Source organism: Actinoplanes sp. NPDC051475 (genome assembly GCF_040689425.1).
Lineage (GTDB): Bacteria > Actinomycetota > Actinomycetes > Mycobacteriales > Micromonosporaceae > Actinoplanes.
The window spans coordinates 42,723-58,278 of sequence record NZ_JBFAZZ010000019.1 but is presented as its reverse complement, the minus strand read 5'-3'; the positions used below and the strand labels follow the sequence as shown (position 1 = coordinate 58,278).

The window sequence follows — 15,556 nt, the reverse complement described above, 5'->3', positions numbered from 1 at the left end:
CATACCCTCAAGTGGCGCCGGCCAGCGCCGCCGAATCCCTCGACGGCGGTAACGGTGACCCCATCCCCCGGGGCTCGCCGCGACCGTCTCGGCGAGCCGGGGAACCACCGAAGCAGCATCCGGGGTGAATCCGCGTCAGCGGTAGGGCCTTCTTCCCGCCCGAATCCGTCAGCTAACCCGGTAGGCGGCCCAGCGGAAGAAAGGCCACGTACCGTTGCCACACGCCCGAACGAGGCTACGCACCATGGTGGTCGCCGCCCTGGCGATCGTGATCACCGGCACCGTCGCGCCGGCTGCACACGCGGCGCCCTCGACCGGTGACATCAACAAGAAGATCGAGAAGGCGTCGAACCAGCTCGAGGACGTCGTCGAGTCTTACAACAAGATGAAGATCAGCTTGAAGAAGACGAAGGACGACGAGACGAAGCTCGCCGCGTCACTCGCACCCGCCAAGGAGGCCCTCCAGGCCGCCGGCGCGCAGATGAACGTCATCGCGGCGTCCGCGTACAAGACCGGCAAGGTCGGCACGATGAACGTCGTGCTGGAGGGCAGCAGCAACCTGATGGACCGGATGTCCATCCTCGAGCAGCTGTCGCGCAACCGGCAGCGTGACATCGACACGTACACGGCCACGACGCAGAACTACAACGAGCGTCAGGCCGCACTGAAGACGACTCAGGTGAAGCAGACCGCGGAGGTCAACGAGCTCGCCGCCCGCAAGAAGAAGATCGAGGGCCAGCTCAAGGACCTGTACGCCATGCGCAAGGCAGCGTACGGCCGGGCGACCGAGAAGGGCTCGAGCTACACCGGCAACGTCCCGTCGGTCTCCGGCGAGGCCGGCGTCGTGGTCCGGTTCGCCTTCGCCCAGATCGGCAAGATGTACGAGTACGGCGCCGACGGGCTCGGCACGTACGACTGCTCGGGCCTGACCTCGCGATCCTGGAGTCAGGCGGGCAAGTCACTGCCGCACAACGCCGCGGCCCAGTACAGCGCCACCCGGCGGATCAGCCGGTCCCAGCTCGAACCCGGCGACCTGGTCTTCTACCGCAACCTCGGGCACGTCGCGCTCTACGTCGGCGGCGGGAAGATCATCGACGCCTCACGGGCCGGTGAGCCGGTGAAGCATCGCACGATCGACATCATGACCCCGTACGGCTACGGCCGCGTGACCTGATCACGCGCCCCGGCACGACAGAAGGCCGGTGTCCCGCGAGGGGCACCGGCCTTCGGCGTTGTTGGGGGAAGTGGTTACGCGGCCTGAAGGCCTTCGGCGCGGGCCAGCTCACGCAGCCGGCCCAGGGCCTGGATCTCGAGCTGGCGGATGCGCTCGCGGGAGAGCGAGAACCGCGACGCGACCTCGGTCAGCGAGTGCTCGCGACCGTCCTCGAGACCGTACCGGGCGCGCATGATGCCCGCCGAGCGGTCGTCGAGGTGGTTGAGCAGTCCCTCGATGCGCTGCCGCTCCAGGGCGGTCAGCACGATCTCCTCGGGCGACGGCGCGTCGCTGTCGGCGACCAGGTCGCCGAGGTTGGTGTCGCCGTCATCGCCGACCGGGGTGTCCAGGGACACGGTGTCCTGGGCCCAGCGGGTCAGCTCGCCGACGCGCTCCACCGTCACGCCCAGCGCCGCAGCGATCTGTTCGGGCTCCGGGTCGGCGCCGAGCTCGCGGACGAGCTGGCGGGTGACGTTGCGCATCCGGTTGACGTCCTCGACGAGGTGCACGGGCAGGCGCACGGTGCGCTCCTGCTGCGCGATCGCCCGGCTGATCGCCTGGCGGATCCACCACGTCGCGTACGTCGAGAACTTGTAGCCGCGCTCGTAGTCGAACTTCTCGACGGCGCGGACCAGGCCGGTGTTGCCCTCCTGGATCAGGTCGAGCATCGGCATGCCCGAGCGCACGTACCGGCGTGCGATCGAGACGACCAGACGGAGGTTCGCGCGGATGAACAGGTCCTTCGCCCGCTCGCCCTCGACGACCAGCCGCTCCAGCTCCTCCCGGCTCACGCCGCGACGGACGTCTCCGCTCTCGAGCAGGTGCTCGGCATAGAGGCCGGCCTCGATTGCCTTGGAGAGGTCGACCTCCCTGGCGGCGTCCAGAAGCGGCGTCCGGGAGATCTCGTGCAGGTAGACGCCGACGAGGTCGCGCTCCTCGGCGACTTCGTCCGTCCGCATCACGGTGCTCTTCTCCACGTTGCCCACGGTCCCCTCATTGCCTTCACTAACCCTGTTACGGGCAATTCCTGCTTCCATCAGCCCTCCCCGTAACGTCCGCAGTTCGTGCATTGCGGTGCTGACACCTACACAACAAGTGGCGCCCTGCACTGATTCCGGCTGGTGGGTCGAAAGTGTCACGAATGCCTGAGCGTCACCTGAGAGCCGCGTGCATACTTACTGAAGAAGGCTCTCGTCGAAGGCATTCGGAGCCGTACCCGGGGTCGGATGCGTGCTGTCGGCTGTGTGCCGTCACGCATACCCCTCGCCCGATACATGACACCATCAGCCCCTCATCCGTCACAGCGACGGCCGTCACGGATTGCCTTGCGACGCTCGTCACTACCCAGTACGGCCCGGTAGCCAATTGGGTTCACGTCCAGCATCGACAGGTTGCCGCCGGGCTTGATGCAAACACCACGGCGAAAGATCCCGGCGCCTCGTCGACGCGGGACCATCTGCCACCATGCGGCACATCGCGCCGCAGATCACTAGCCCGTCCGGGTGACCCCCACCCGTGCAACCACCGCCTACCTCAACCCTTACCGCGACACCGGCTTGCCACACAGACAGTGATGCGAAACACAGGACTACCGTGGCCGCATGGCGGAGCGCAGCGCGGTGGTGACGGGTGGGGCCGGCGGTCTCGGTGGGGCCGTGGTCGAGCAACTGCGGGACGCGGGATGGCGGGTGGTGGCTCCCGTACGCGAGGGGGCGACGGGGAAGCTGCCGGCCGGTGTGACGAGCATCGCAGCCGATGTGACCGTGGCAGAGGACGTCGCCGCCGCCGTGGCGCTCGCCGCGTCCGAACCCGGCGCACCACTGCGCGCGGTGATCAACCTGGTGGGCGGCTTCGCGATGGGTGGGCTGGTGCACGAGACGCCGGTGGACGACTTCGAGGCGATGCTGCGGCTGAACCTGCGGCCGACGTACCTCGTGACGGCGGCGGCACTCCCTCATCTCGTCGCGGCCGGCGGCGGCTCCGTGGTGTGCGTCTCGTCCCGCGCGGCGGTGGCGCCGTTCGCCGGGGCCGCGGGCTACGCCACGGCGAAGGCGGCGGTGGTCGCGTTCGCCAACGCCGTCTCCGTCGAGTACCGCCGGGAGGGCGTACGGGCGAACACGGTGCTGCCGAGCGTGATCGACACCCCGTCCAACCGCCGGGATCAGCCGGACGCGGACCACGCGCGGTGGGTCACGCCGGCAGAGATCGCCCAGGTCATCGCCTTCCTGGCCGACGACGCGTCCGCCCCGATCAGCGGCGCGAGCATCCCCGTCTACGGCCGGAGCTAGAAGACCTCGGCCAGTTGCAGGGTCACCGCGGTCGCGGCGGCGGCCAGCGTCGCGGCCGCAACGATCAGGGCCCGGGCGTGTGCGACGAGCATGGCGGGGACACGGCGCGCCGGGATCATGGGCGCGGGCACCGGGTCCGGTACGGGCAGGTGGGCCAGCAGCGCCGCCCGCACCTGCTCCGGCGTGCCGTTCGCGTCGATCAGCACGAAGTCGCCGTGCTCCGGCAGCGCCCGATAGGCCGCCGCGGCCGCGCGCAGGTAATCCATCTCCTCGTGGTCGTACCCGCGCCGCTCGATCCGGTCGTAGGCGATCTCCGGGTCGACGACCAGCAGGAACGTCACGTCCGGCCTCGGGAAGATCCGGTACGCCAGCCGCGCCCGCCGCTCCGCCCGGTTCAGCCGTTCCGGCCGGGGGTTCTTGGCGTGGGCGCGGATGCTCGCGTACTGGCACACGGCGTAGCGGTCCATGACGGTGACCTCACCGGTGAACCGGCGGCGCAGGAGCGTACGGAGGATGGCCAGCCAGCGCAGCACCGACTCGACGAACAGCATCGTCCGGCGGCCGAGCAGGTGTTCTCCGTCGCGCCGGCCCAGCGCCGTGGCGAGGCGGCCGAACCAGCGGCGGCCTCCGGCGTTGCGGCGGTAGGTCGCCGCCAACCCGCGACCGGCCAGCGTCGTGGCCAGGAGGTGCGCCTGGGTCGTCTTGCCGGAGCCGTCGATGCCCACGAGAGCGATGGTGCCGACGGAAGTGATGCCGACGGGAGCGGTGCCGACGGGAGCGGTGCTGCGAGGCCGGGGAACCATACCCACCGACGGTAGCTGGTGATGTCACCGACCGTTCCTGACGTGCGGGCTGCTCCGGGCGTACAAAATGGGTCTTAGCAGTGGAATTTGACCTTGGGCCGGGGACCGCTCGCGTTACAAGGATTGCCTTGAGGGGTAGTCGATCCGTGAAGGAAACGGACATCCATCGACACAGGGAGACGCCATGCCGCACCGGGTGGACGAGGGCCTGGTCAACACGCTCAAACGGGTGGCCTCCGTGCTCAAGCAGGCCGAGGTCCCGTTCGCCCTCGGCGGCAGCTTCGCCGTGTACGCCCACGGTGGCCACTCCAGCGACCACGACGTCGACTTCCTGATCCGCGAACAGGACAAGGAACGGGCCCTGGCGGAGCTGGCCAAGGTCGGTTTCGAGGTGGAGCAGCCGCCGGAGGACTGGCTGGTCAAGGTCTACGACGAGGGCCGGATGGTGGACCTGATCTACCGCCCGGTGGAGTCGCCGGTGACCGACGCCACCCTGCGCGACACGGTGATGCGTCCTGTCGAGGCGATCAACATGCCCGTGCTGTCGGCGACCCAGCTGATGATGCACAAGCTGCTGAGTTACACCCAGCACTACTGCGATTTCGCGACCGGCCTACCCGTGGCCCGGTCGCTGAGGGAGCAGATCGACTGGGACCGGGTACGCGAGGAGACGGCGAAGTCGCCGTACGCGGAGGCGTTCTTCGTGCTGCTGGACCGCCTCGAGGTGGTTCCGGAGCCGGGGAACGCCCAGCTGACAGTGGGGGGATGACGAGATGACGCCACAACTCGACGAGTACGTGGAGGCGCAGATCCAGCGCCTCCTGACCGAGGACGGCGCGGTCGCCGAACAGGGGATCACCCTGCAGCGCCGGGAGCACCTGCTGGTGCTCGGCGGCGAGGTGGAGAGCGCGCAGCGCCGGGACGAGATCTGCCGGCAGATCACGACGAACTTCCCGGACGTGGAGATCGCCTGTGACATCGGCATCGTGCGCGCCGCGGCGCCCAGCGAGGTGGAGGAGATTTCATGATCCGGATCGCCGCCGTGGGCGACGTCCACGTGGACAAGGACGTGCTGGGCCGCTACCGGCCCGCGCTGGAACGCCTGCCGGACGTCGCCGACGCCCTGCTGGTCGCGGGCGATCTCACCCGGCACGGGACGGTCGAGGAGGCGAAGTGCATGGCGACCGAGTTCGGCGAACTCGGCGTCCCGGTGGTCGTCGTGCTCGGCAACCACGATCACCAGAGCGACCAGCAGGACGACGTGGCCAGGGTGCTCACCGACTCCGGGATGACGGTGCTCGAGGGCGACGGCACGGTGCTGGAGCTCAACGGCCACCGGCTCGGCATCGCCGGCGCGAAGGGCTTCGGCGGCGGGTTCGCCGGGGCGTGCGCCAGCTCGTTCGGCGAGCGGGAGATGAAGAATTTCGTCGGCACCACGGAGGCGATCGCGGAGAAGCTCGGCGCCGCCCTGCGCGGCCTCGAGTGCGACGCACTGGTGGCGCTCACGCACTACGCGCCGGTGCCCGAGACGCTGGTCGGGGAGCCGCTGGAGATCTATCCGTTCCTGGGGTCGTACCTGCTCGGGCAGGCCATCGACTCGGCGCCGACCGCACTGGCGCTGCACGGGCACGCACACCACGGCGCCGAGCGGGGGCGTACGCCGGGCGGCGTACCCGTGCGGAACGTGGCGCATCCGGTGATCAAGCAGGCATACAACGTCTACCAGCTGCTGTCGGACAATGTGGACGCCGGGCTTGTCGCGGTTTAGTTGGATATGCACCGAGGCCCTGTCCCGCCGCCGGGACGGGGCCTCGTCGTATGTAGACCAGGTTTTCGATTTCTGCGGGTCGGGTATCTGGTGACCATGGAACTTTTGCTCTGGATCCTCGCAGTCGTACTCGTGGTCGCCGGCATCCTCGCGCTGTTCCGGCGGCAGATCCTCTGGGGTGTCGTGCTCATCGTCGTGGGCCTGCTGGTCGGCCCCGGCGGCGTGAGCATCTTCAGTTAACCCCTCGTCCCCCCGGCAGTTTCCTGACCGGTCTCCTACGACCGCACCGGGGCTGCCGTATGGCTACCTCTCGCAGGCAGCCATACGGTGGCCCCGGTTCACTATGTAGTGACACGCACACGAAGTGCGATGTCCTAGATCGGACTCATGACTCAATCCTCAGCGAAACGATCCCCCCGACGTTCGCGAGGAGTCCCGGCTGTGGCCGAGGTCCATCACTTCACCTACGGTGCCTTCAACCCGATCGCCGCCTATCTGGTGGCGCTTCTGGGTTCCTTCGTCGGCCTGCTCTCCACCGGCCGCGCCCGATCGGCGCGTACCCGCAGCAGGCGTACTCGCTGGCTCATCATCGCTGCATTCTCCATCGGTGGTGCGGCCATCTGGCTCATGCACTTCACCGCGATGCTGGGCTTCGACGTCCCCGAGAGCCCGGTCCGCTACAGCCCGCTGCTCACCATGGTCAGCCTCGGCCTCGCCGTCGTCGCGGTCGGCTTCGGGCTGATGGTGGTCGGGCACGGCAGGCGCAGCGTGCCGCGGGTGGTGAGCTCGGGCGTGCTGACCGGCGCCGGCGTCCTGGGCATGCACTATTCCGGCATGGCGGGCATGCACGTCTCCGGCACGATCCACTACAACCTGCCGATGGTCATCGCCTCGGGCATCATCGCCATCGTCGCGTCCACCGCAGCCCTGTGGTTCACCGTGTCGGTCCAGGGCTGGCTGCCGATGCTCGGCGCCGCCGCGATCATGGCGCTCGCCGTGTGCGGCATGCACTACACCGGCATGGCGGCGATGACCGTCGAGCTCAGCCACGACCTCTCCCACGGCACCACCGGCATCCGGCCGCTGCTGATGATCGTGCCGATCACCCTGGTCAGCGCCGCCACCATTCTCGGCGTCGCGCTCAGCGGCCTGCAGGCCATGACCGAGGAGGAGTTCACCGACGGCGCCGGCATCCGCCGCCGCGGCGTGCATGCCGAGAACCCGCATCCCTGGTCGCTCAAGCAGGCGTCGTTGTCCGCGATGCGGCGTACGCCGGGCAGCCGCCCGTCGCCGCGTCCCGTACCGCCCCGGCCGGTGGTCACGGATGAGCCGCTGATCAACGTACCTTCCTGATCGCGGCCCCGGACCGGGATCGAGTCGGGTATACCTGTTCGGCATGGCGCCAAGGATGCTGCTGTCGATGCCGCTGCACGCGATCACCGAGGTGTACGGCGAGGCCGGCCTGCGGCAGCGGTTCCTGCTGGAGATCGAGAACCTGCCGGCCGGCGACCGGCCGCAGCTCGAGGACGCGCTGGCACTCGCGTCCCGGCTGCACGCCGACGACCGGCGGGTCCGCGAGCCGTACCTGAACCATCTGCTCCGGGTCGCGATCCGGATCATGCGTTACTACGGCATCCAGGACGTGGACGTGCTCACGGCGGCGCTGCTGCACGACGCGGTGGAGGACCATCCCGCCGAGCTGGCCGGCCTGCCCGCCGACCTCGGCCATCACGAGCTGACCGAGGCGGCGATCGCCGAGCTGACCCGGCGGTACAACCCGCGGGTGGCCGGGCTGGTCCGCTCGGTCACCAACCCGGAGTACGACCCGCTGCGGGACAAGCACGAGCAGTACCGCACGCACGTGGCCGCCAGCCTCGACAAGGACCCGTGGGCCCGGGTCATCAAGGTCAGCGACTTCACCGACAACGGCGTCGGGATCATCCACACCACGTACGACAAGGCGCGCAGCTCGGCGATCAAATACCGGCCGCTGGTGCCCAAGCTGCGGGAGCTCGTCGGGCGCCCGGACACGCCGCTCTCGGTGGCGGCCAAGGACCACATCCTTGATCAACTCGACCTGGCGGAGGAACGGTTCGCCGCCATCCTGGACGGTTAGCCTGGGGGTATGCCCTCCCCCACTGAATGGTGGCGCAGCGCCGTCATCTACCAGATCTATCCGCGCTCCTTCGCCGACAGCAACGGCGACGGCATGGGCGACCTGCCCGGCATCACTGCGCGGCTGAGCGACCTGCGCGACCTCGGCGTGGACGCGGTGTGGTTGTCACCGTTCTACCCGTCGCCGCAGCACGACGCCGGCTACGACGTGGCCGACTACCGATCGGTCGATCCCCGCTTCGGCGACCTCGGCGACGCCGACAAGATGATCGCCGAGGCGAAGACGCTGGGCCTCAAGGTCATCGTCGACCTGGTGCCCAACCACACCTCGAACGAGCACGCCTGGTTCCGGGCCGCGCTGGCCGCCGCCCCCGCCAGCCCCGAGCGCGAGCGGTACATCTTCCGCGACGGCCGCGGCGCTGACGGCAGCGAGCCGCCGAACGACTGGTGCAGCGTCTTCGGCGGCCCGGCCTGGGAACGGGTCTCCGACGGCCAGTGGTACCTGCACCTCTTCGACGTCACCCAGCCCGATCTGAACTGGGGCGACGACGGGGTGCGGGCCGAGTTCGACGCGATCCTGCGCTTCTGGCTCGACCGGGGCGTCGACGGCTTCCGGGTGGACGTGGCGCACGGGCTGATCAAGGACGCCGAGCTCGCCGACTACGAGTACGCAGGCGAGGTCCTCGGCGGCCTGGCCCCGGAGGGCGCCCCGCCCCCGCCGATGTGGGACCAGGACGGCGTGCACGAGATCTACCGGCACTGGCGGACGGTGCTGAACGCGTACGAGGGTGAGCGGATCCTCGTGGCCGAGGCCTGGGTGCAGCCGGCGGAGCGGCTCGCGCACTACGTCCGGCCCGACGAGATGCATCAGGCGTTCAACTTCCAGTACCTCGACACCCCGTGGGCCGCCGACCCGCTGCGGGACGTCATCGACACCACGACCGCCGCCAACGCCGCCGTCGGCGCCCCCACCACGTGGGTGCTCTCCAATCACGACGTGGTGCGGCACGCGACCCGGCTCGGCTATCCGGTCAGCGAGCCCCGCAGGCACGGCATCGGCGCGGACGACCCGCAGCCCGACGCGCCCCTGGGGCTGCGCCGGGCGCGCGCGGCCTCGCTGCAGATGCTGGCGCTGCCCGGGTCGGCGTACCTCTACCAGGGTGAGGAGCTCGGGCTGCCGGAGCACACCTCGATCCCGGACGAGATGCGGCAGGATCCGGCGTGGGAACGGTCCGGCCACACCGAACGCGGACGCGACGGTTGCCGGGTGCCGATTCCGTGGGAGGCGGACGCCCCCTCGTACGGCTTCGGCCCGTCCGACGCCAGCTGGCTTCCGCAGCCGGCGTCCTGGGCCGAGTACGCCCTCGACCGGCAACGCGACGTGCCCGGCTCGACCTACGAGCTGTACCGGTCGGCGCTGCGTCTGCGGGCCGGGCACGGGCTGGGCACCGGGACGCTGACCTGGCTCGACACGCCCGCCGACGTGCTGACGTTCCGCAGCGGCGGCGTCCTGGTGCTGACCAACTTCGGCGACGCGCCGGCCGAGCTGCCGGTGGGCGCCCGGGTGCTGCTGACCAGCGAGCCGCTGGACGAGGACGGCCGGGTGCCGCAGGACGTCACGGTCTGGGCGCGGGCGTAGCCGTTTCGTGGTCGGCGTAGCTGGCCAGGGCCGCATGGGTGTCCGCCATGTCCCTGGCCACCGTCCGGCTGGCCAGCCAGTACATGATCCCGGTCGGGATGAAGAAGAACTGGAACGCCGCCAGCCCGACGGCGTAGTTGAGCGGCGGCGGGAAGGCACCGGAGAGTCCGCGGAACGCGACGCCGACGAGCACGTTGCCCCCGGCGCGGCCCACGCCGTTGCAGAGGTTGCCGAGGCTGTAGACGGTGCCGCGGTGCTCCGGCGGGTTGACGTCGGCGATCAGCGCGAACCAGTTCGGTGAGTTCGCCGAGGTCAGCGCAAGGGCGAGGACGGCGGTGGCCAGGCTGAGCCCGACGGAGGGGTCGGTCCACACGTCCGCGAGGACGGCCCGGACCACCGCGCCGGTCCCGGCCCCGTCGGGCACGTCGATGCGGAACGGCACGAAGTAGAGCACCACGTAGAACGGTACGGCGGCGAGGATGCCGACCGCCGCGACCAGGGCGCGGCCGCGGGGCGTACGCCGCTGCAGCCGGTCGCCGGCGAGGCCACCGAGGATGGACAGGGCCCCGCCCAGCTGGAAGAGCGTCGCGAACACGCTGCCCACCACGATGGCGGTCGGCGTGGAGTAGCCCTGGTCCTCGGCCCGCGCCCGGAACAGGACCGGCAGCCAGACCAACGAACCGAAAGCCACCTGCGCCGACAAGCCCTGCAGGATCAGCCACACGTTGGTGCGCCGGGCGAGGATCTTCGGCAGGTCGTCGCGGTGGATGCGCTCGTCGTACGTGACGCCGCTCAGCTCCGGCTGGCTGTCGCCGCGGGGCACGTCGTACGTGAAGAGGTAGGCGGCCGTGGCGATCACCCCGGCCGCGGCCGCCACGAGGAACGGCCGGCGCCAGTCCTGCGCGCCGAGCAGGCCGCCCACCAGCGTCCCGGCGAGCGTGCCGACGCCCTGGGAGAGTCCCCAGAAGCTCATCGCGAGCCCCCGCCGCCGCGGCGAGATCAGATCGCTGACCACGGCGAAGCTGACGCTCGCCACGCCGCCCAGACCGATGGCGGCGAGCACCTGGGAGAGCAGGAACGACGGGTAGTTGCCGGCCAGGCCGGACCACGCCGTGCCGGCCACCCAGATGACGGTGCCGGCGATCAGCACCGGTTTGCGGTCGGTGCGATCGCCCGCGTACGCCCAGCCGATCGCCGCCATCGCGCTGAGCAGGAACATCACCGTGGTGGCGAGCGCGATGTGCGCCTCGCTGACGTCGAGGTCCGCGCCGATGCTGCCGTAGAGCGGCGGCACCAGCCCGATGGCCACGTTGTCGAGCGAGGCGAGGATGACGAAGACCACCACGCTGTACGCGCGATGCGCCGGGCCACCCTTGGTCACGCGCTGAAGGTTAGCGGGCGGGGCGGTCGACGACTTTGTCCCGGGCCGCCGCGTACTGCTCACGGATCAACGGGACGCTGGTGTCCTCGTACACCTCGGGGGTCTCGGCCGACCACTCGGGCGGCGCGTCCCCGCCCGCGACGACCCAGGCGGCCTGCCGGGCGGCGCCGTCCGCGACGTACTCCCCCGGCGGTGGCACCAGGACCGGCAGCCCGAACAGCGCGGGAGCGATGCGGCGCACGGCCTCGCTGCGCGCGCCGCCGCCGACCAGGACGATGCGGTTGGCGGTGGCACCGTGCGCGACCAGCGCGTCGAGTCCGTCGGCCAGAGCGCACAGCATGCCCTCGACCGCGGCGCGGGCCAGATGCGCGGGGTCGGACGTGCGCAGCGTCAGCCCGTGGATCGCCCCGGTCGCGTCCGGCCGGTCGGGGGTGCGCTCCCCTTCCAGGTACGGGATGAGCACGAGCCCGTCCGCCCCGGCCGGCGCGGAGAGCGCAAGCCGGGACAGCTCCGCGTGGTCGACGCCGAGCAACCGGGTGGCCGCATCGAGGACCCGGGCGGCGTTGAGCGTCACCACGATGGGCAGGAACCGGCCCGTGGTGTCGGCGAATCCGGCCACCGTCCCGCTCGGGTCGTCCGGCGCGACCTCGGAGGAGACGAAGACCGTCCCGGACGTACCGATGGAGACCACCACGTCTCCCGGCAACGCGCCGGCGCCGAGTCCCGCGGCCGCGTTGTCCCCGGCGCCCGGCCCGAGCGGGGCACCGTTGGGCAGGTGACCGGCGACGCCGGTGGGGCCGAGCACCTCGGGGACGTGGATGCGCCGCCCGAATCCCAGCTCGAGCAGGTCCGGGCGGTATTCGCCGGTCGCCGCGGACCAGTAGAGGGTGCCGCTGGCATCGCTGCGGTCGGTGCGCAGCGTGTCCAGGCCGCGAGCGCCCGACAGTTTCCAGGTCAGCCAGTCGTGCGGCAGGCAGACCGCCGCCACGCGGGCCGCGTGCTCCGGCTCGTGGCGGGCCAGCCAGCGCAGCTTGGTGAGGGTGAAGCTGGCGACCGGGACGATGCCGACCGCGTCCGCCCAGGCCCGGCGGCCGGCGTCCGCGCCGCCCAGCTCGTCGATCAGCTCGGCGGCGGCGCCGGCGCTGCGGGTGTCGTTCCACAGCAGCGCCGGGCGCACCACCTCGCCGTCCTCGTCCAGCACGACCATGCCGTGCTGCTGGCCGGCCACCGACGCGGCGGCGACGTCGTCGAGACCGCCCGCCTCCTCGATGGCCTGCCGCAGCGCGGACCACCACGCGTCGGGATGCACCTCCGTGCCCTCGGGGTGGCTCGCCCGGCCCTGCCGGACCAGCTTGCCCGTCTCCGCGTCGCGGATGACCACCTTGCAGGACTGTGTGGAGCTGTCGATCCCGGCGACCAGAATCATGGTGCTCCTCAGGCTTTGAGAATGTGGTCGATGGCGAGCTGGTGCAGCTTCACGAAACCGTAACCCTGGGCGCCGGCTGCATCGACGTCGAACTCGCTCTTGTCGTCGAGCAGGTCCTGGTAGGTCTCGCCGGCGCTCAGGGTCGGTTGCGCCAGCTCGAGGACCTTCGATTCGGCCAAGGCGGCCTGGACCTCCGGATCCGCGCGGAAGGCCTGCGCCCGCTCCTTGAGCAGCAGGTACATGCGCATGTTCGCCTTCGCCGACTCCCAGACGCCGGCGTAGTCCTCCGTGCGCGACGGCTTGTAGTCGAAGTGCCGGGGGCCGTCGTAACCGGAGCCACCCCCGGGTGCGCCGTTCTCCAGCAGGTCGACCAGCGAGAACGCGCTGAGCAGGTCGCCGTGGCCGAAGACGAGGTCCTGGTCGAACTTGGGGCCGTGCTGGCCGTTCAGGTCGATGTGGAACAGCTTGCCGTGCCACAGCGCCTGGGCGATGCCTTGGGTGAAGTTGAGGTTCGACATCTGCTCGTGGCCGACCTCGGGGTTGATGCCGAACAGCTCGGGCCGCTCGAGCTCCTGGACGAACGCGATGGCGTGCCCGGCGGTGGGCAGCAGGATGTCGCCGCGGGGCTCGTTCGGCTTGGGCTCGATGGCGAAGCGCAGGCCGTAGCCCTTGTCCTCGGAGTACTGCGCGAGCAGGTCCAAGGCCTCGCGGTAGCGGTCGAGCGCAGCCTGGACGTCCTTGGCGACGTCGTACTCCGCGCCCTCGCGGCCGCCCCAGAGCACCAGGGTCTTCGCGCCCAGCTCGGCGGCGAGGTCCATGTTGCGCAGCACCTTGCGCAGGGCGTAGCGCCGGACGCTGCGGTCGTTGCTGGTGAAGCCGCCGTCCTTGAACACGGGGTGGGTGAAGAGGTTGGTGGTCACCATCGGCACGACCATGCCGGTCTCGTCGAGCGCCTCCTTGAACCCGGCGATGATCCCGTCGCGGGTGTGCGCGTCCGAGCCGAACGGCACCAGGTCGTCGTCGTGGAAGGTGATGCCGTACGCCCCCAGTCCGGCGAGCTTGTGCACGGCCTCGATCGGGTCGAGCGGGGCCCGGGTGGCGTCGCCGAACGGGTCGCGGGCCTGCCACCCGACGGTCCAGAGGCCGAAGGAGAACTTGTCGTCGCGCGTGGGCTGGACCGGCACGGCTACCTCCACGGAAGCAGGATGGATTTGTTTATTGGTTGAATTATTTGGTGACGGTGTGGCATTGTCAAGGGCGTGACCAGCCGGCTGATGACTGCATCCCGCGCTCCCGTCCGGCAGTCGAGCGTGCGCGCCCATAATCTCGCCCTGGTTCTGCAAATCGTGGCGAATAGCCCAGATCCGATATCTCGGGCAGCGACCGCCGCGGCCAGCGGCCTCACCCGGGCGACCGTCTCGGCACTCGTCGACGATCTGATCGCCGGAACCCTGCTGACCGAGGTCGAACCGGCCCCCCGCAACCGCGCCGGGCGGCCCGCGGCCGGCCTGCGGCTCGCCCCCGACGGCCCGGCCGGGCTGGGCCTCGAGATCAACGTCGACTACCGCGCCGCCTGCGTCGTCGACCTCACCGGCCGGGTCCGGCACCGCCTGCTGGAACCGGGCGACCAACGCCCGGTGGACGCCGCCACGGCCCTGGCCGGGCTGTCCCGCCTCGCCCGGGAGGCGCTGCGGCGGGCCGAGGCCGACGGGCTGACCGTGGCCGGGGCGGCGCTCGCGGTCCCGGGCCTCGTCGCCGCGGACGGCACGGTCCGCATCGCACCCAACCTGGGCTGGCACGACGTCGCCGTGGGCGACCTGCTCGACGGCCTGCCGGTCACGGTCGACAACGAGGCAAACCTCGCGGCGCTCAGCGAGCTCGGCGCCGGCGACCTGCCGCCCAGCTTCGTCTACGTCTCCGGCGAGATCGGCATCGGCGCCGGCATCGTCCTCGACGGCACCCTGTTCCGGGGCGTCCGCGGCTGGAGCGGCGAGATCGGGCACCTCGCGATCGACCCCGCCGGGCCGCCCTGCCGCTGCGGCGCCCAGGGCTGCCTCGAGCAGTACGCGGGCCAGGAGGCGATGCTCCGGGCGGCCGGGGTCGCCACGGTCGCCGAGCTCGCCGGGGCGGATCTGAGCGTGGCCGGCCAGGCCCTCGGCACCGCGATCAGCGCCGTGGTGAACCTGCTCGACATCGGCACGGTCGTGCTCGGCGGCATCTACGCGCCGCTGCTGCCCCGGCTGCGCGAGGCGATCGGCGCGGAGGTGGACCGCCGGGTGCTCACCGCCGACTGGTCCGCCATCGAGCTGCGGGCCGCCCGGCTGGGCCCCGACGCGGCGATGCGGGGCGCGGCCGGCGCGGTGATCCGGTCGGTCCTCGACGACCCCGCCGGCTGGCTCGCCCGTGATCGACCCTGAGCCCTGGGCCTCAGGCCGTGCGCGCCTCCGAGTCGCCCTCGGCCGCGGCGGCGGAGCTGAACTCCGTGAGGCCGCGGATGAGGGCCGCCCGGCCCGTGGGGCTCATCCGGCGCAGCACGTCGGCGAGGATCTCGCGGCGGGTCCGGCGCAGGTCCTCCAGCAGCTGCCGGGACGACGGTGTCAGATAAAGCGCAATCTCCCGCCGGTCCATCCGGCCCGGCACCCGCTCCACCATCCCGGACGCGACGAGCCGGTCGCAGAGCCGGCTGGCCGACGACAGAATCATCTTGAGCTGGCCCGCGAGGCCGCGCAGATTGATGCCCTCCGAACGCTCCACCACCAGCAGGGCGTTGAGCTGAGGCCAGGAGAGCCGGGGCGTGGCGCGCTCGCGGGCAGCATCCCAGGCAGCCAGCAAGGCTGGCGCGGCGTCGTCGACCGCCGCGGCATGGAGTGGCCCATCCGGCCCATGGTGTTCGGCCATGGTGCAGCCGAGACTACCCGTACGG

General features: G+C 70.9%; 16 protein-coding genes and 1 riboswitch. Of the genes, 10 read left to right on the top strand and 6 right to left on the bottom strand.

Features of this window, described 5'->3' with window-relative positions; genetic code table 11:
* Nucleotides 1–65: 65 nt before the first annotated feature.
* A riboswitch (cyclic di-AMP (ydaO/yuaA leader) is annotated at nucleotides 66–202 on the top strand.
* A 42-nt stretch (nucleotides 203–244) separates the two neighbouring features.
* Complete coding sequence (locus AB0368_RS31825; protein WP_366157712.1) at nucleotides 245–1,174, top strand: NlpC/P60 family protein; 930 nt, start codon at nucleotides 245–247, stop codon at nucleotides 1,172–1,174.
* A gap of 74 nt (nucleotides 1,175–1,248) precedes the next feature.
* Here AB0368_RS31825 and AB0368_RS31820 read toward each other — a convergent pair whose 3' ends face one another.
* Nucleotides 1,249–2,250, bottom strand: a complete 1,002-nt coding sequence (locus AB0368_RS31820; protein ID WP_366157711.1) for a sigma-70 family RNA polymerase sigma factor — start codon at nucleotides 2,248–2,250, stop codon at nucleotides 1,249–1,251.
* A 564-nt stretch (nucleotides 2,251–2,814) separates the two neighbouring features.
* On the opposite strand from AB0368_RS31820, the gene AB0368_RS31815 reads away from it, so the two are divergent.
* Nucleotides 2,815–3,501 (top strand): SDR family NAD(P)-dependent oxidoreductase, encoded by a 687-nt coding sequence (locus AB0368_RS31815; RefSeq protein WP_366157710.1) that lies wholly within the window; start codon nucleotides 2,815–2,817, stop codon nucleotides 3,499–3,501.
* Here AB0368_RS31815 and AB0368_RS31810 read toward each other — a convergent pair.
* Entirely contained in the window at nucleotides 3,498–4,304 is an 807-nt protein-coding gene (locus tag AB0368_RS31810) for a dTMP kinase (protein ID WP_366157709.1), read from the bottom strand. The two genes, AB0368_RS31815 and AB0368_RS31810, sit on opposite strands and share 4 nt — an antisense overlap.
* Nucleotides 4,305–4,488: 184 nt before the next feature.
* Here AB0368_RS31810 and AB0368_RS31805 point away from each other — a divergent pair, with 184 nt between their 5' ends.
* The 7 genes from AB0368_RS31805 (at nucleotide 4,489) to AB0368_RS31775 (ending at nucleotide 9,826) form a co-directional block, all read left to right on the top strand.
* On the top strand, nucleotides 4,489–5,073 hold the full coding sequence (locus tag AB0368_RS31805) for a nucleotidyltransferase (RefSeq protein ID WP_366157708.1): 585 nt from the start codon (nucleotides 4,489–4,491) through the stop codon (nucleotides 5,071–5,073).
* A gap of 4 nt (nucleotides 5,074–5,077) precedes the next feature.
* Complete coding sequence (locus tag AB0368_RS31800) at nucleotides 5,078–5,332, top strand: hypothetical protein (protein ID WP_366157707.1); 255 nt, start codon at nucleotides 5,078–5,080, stop codon at nucleotides 5,330–5,332.
* Entirely contained in the window at nucleotides 5,329–6,072 is a 744-nt protein-coding gene (locus AB0368_RS31795; protein WP_366157706.1) for a metallophosphoesterase, read from the top strand. Before AB0368_RS31800 ends, AB0368_RS31795 begins: the two co-directional genes overlap by 4 nt.
* Before the next feature lie 96 nt (nucleotides 6,073–6,168).
* Complete coding sequence (locus AB0368_RS31790) at nucleotides 6,169–6,312, top strand: GPGG-motif small membrane protein (protein WP_364706203.1); 144 nt, start codon at nucleotides 6,169–6,171, stop codon at nucleotides 6,310–6,312.
* A gap of 201 nt (nucleotides 6,313–6,513) precedes the next feature.
* Nucleotides 6,514–7,425: an MHYT domain-containing protein gene (locus AB0368_RS31785; RefSeq protein WP_366157705.1), complete on the top strand. Its 912-nt coding sequence runs from the start codon at nucleotides 6,514–6,516 to the stop codon at nucleotides 7,423–7,425.
* Between the two features lie 43 nt (nucleotides 7,426–7,468).
* Nucleotides 7,469–8,188 carry an HD domain-containing protein gene (locus AB0368_RS31780; protein WP_366157704.1) on the top strand — a complete coding sequence of 240 codons (720 nt, stop codon included), beginning with the start codon at nucleotides 7,469–7,471 and terminating at the stop codon, nucleotides 8,186–8,188.
* Between the two features lie 9 nt (nucleotides 8,189–8,197).
* Entirely contained in the window at nucleotides 8,198–9,826 is a 1,629-nt protein-coding gene (locus AB0368_RS31775; RefSeq protein ID WP_366157703.1) for an alpha-amylase family glycosyl hydrolase, read from the top strand.
* Here the strand turns inward: AB0368_RS31775 and AB0368_RS31770 are convergent.
* The 3 genes from AB0368_RS31770 to xylA are packed head-to-tail and all read right to left on the bottom strand — an operon-like array spanning nucleotide 9,804 to nucleotide 13,817.
* Nucleotides 9,804–11,207, bottom strand: coding sequence for an MFS transporter (locus tag AB0368_RS31770; RefSeq protein ID WP_366157702.1), 1,404 nt, complete (start codon nucleotides 11,205–11,207; stop codon nucleotides 9,804–9,806). The two genes, AB0368_RS31775 and AB0368_RS31770, sit on opposite strands and share 23 nt — an antisense overlap.
* A 10-nt stretch (nucleotides 11,208–11,217) precedes the next feature.
* On the bottom strand, nucleotides 11,218–12,633 hold the full coding sequence (xylB, locus tag AB0368_RS31765) for a xylulokinase (RefSeq protein WP_366157701.1): 1,416 nt from the start codon (nucleotides 12,631–12,633) through the stop codon (nucleotides 11,218–11,220).
* An 8-nt stretch (nucleotides 12,634–12,641) separates the two neighbouring features.
* Nucleotides 12,642–13,817 carry a xylose isomerase gene (gene xylA, locus AB0368_RS31760; protein ID WP_366157794.1) on the bottom strand — a complete coding sequence of 392 codons (1,176 nt, stop codon included), beginning with the start codon at nucleotides 13,815–13,817 and terminating at the stop codon, nucleotides 12,642–12,644.
* 75 nt (nucleotides 13,818–13,892) lie between these two features.
* Between xylA and AB0368_RS31755 the strand changes: the two genes are divergently transcribed.
* Complete coding sequence (locus tag AB0368_RS31755) at nucleotides 13,893–15,050, top strand: ROK family protein (protein WP_366157700.1); 1,158 nt, start codon at nucleotides 13,893–13,895, stop codon at nucleotides 15,048–15,050.
* A 10-nt stretch (nucleotides 15,051–15,060) separates the two neighbouring features.
* Here AB0368_RS31755 and AB0368_RS31750 read toward each other — a convergent pair whose 3' ends face one another.
* The gene (locus AB0368_RS31750) at nucleotides 15,061–15,531 is read right to left on the bottom strand and encodes a MarR family transcriptional regulator (RefSeq protein ID WP_366157699.1); all 471 of its coding nucleotides are present in this window, start codon (nucleotides 15,529–15,531) and stop codon (nucleotides 15,061–15,063) included.
* Nucleotides 15,532–15,556 lie beyond the last annotated feature (25 nt).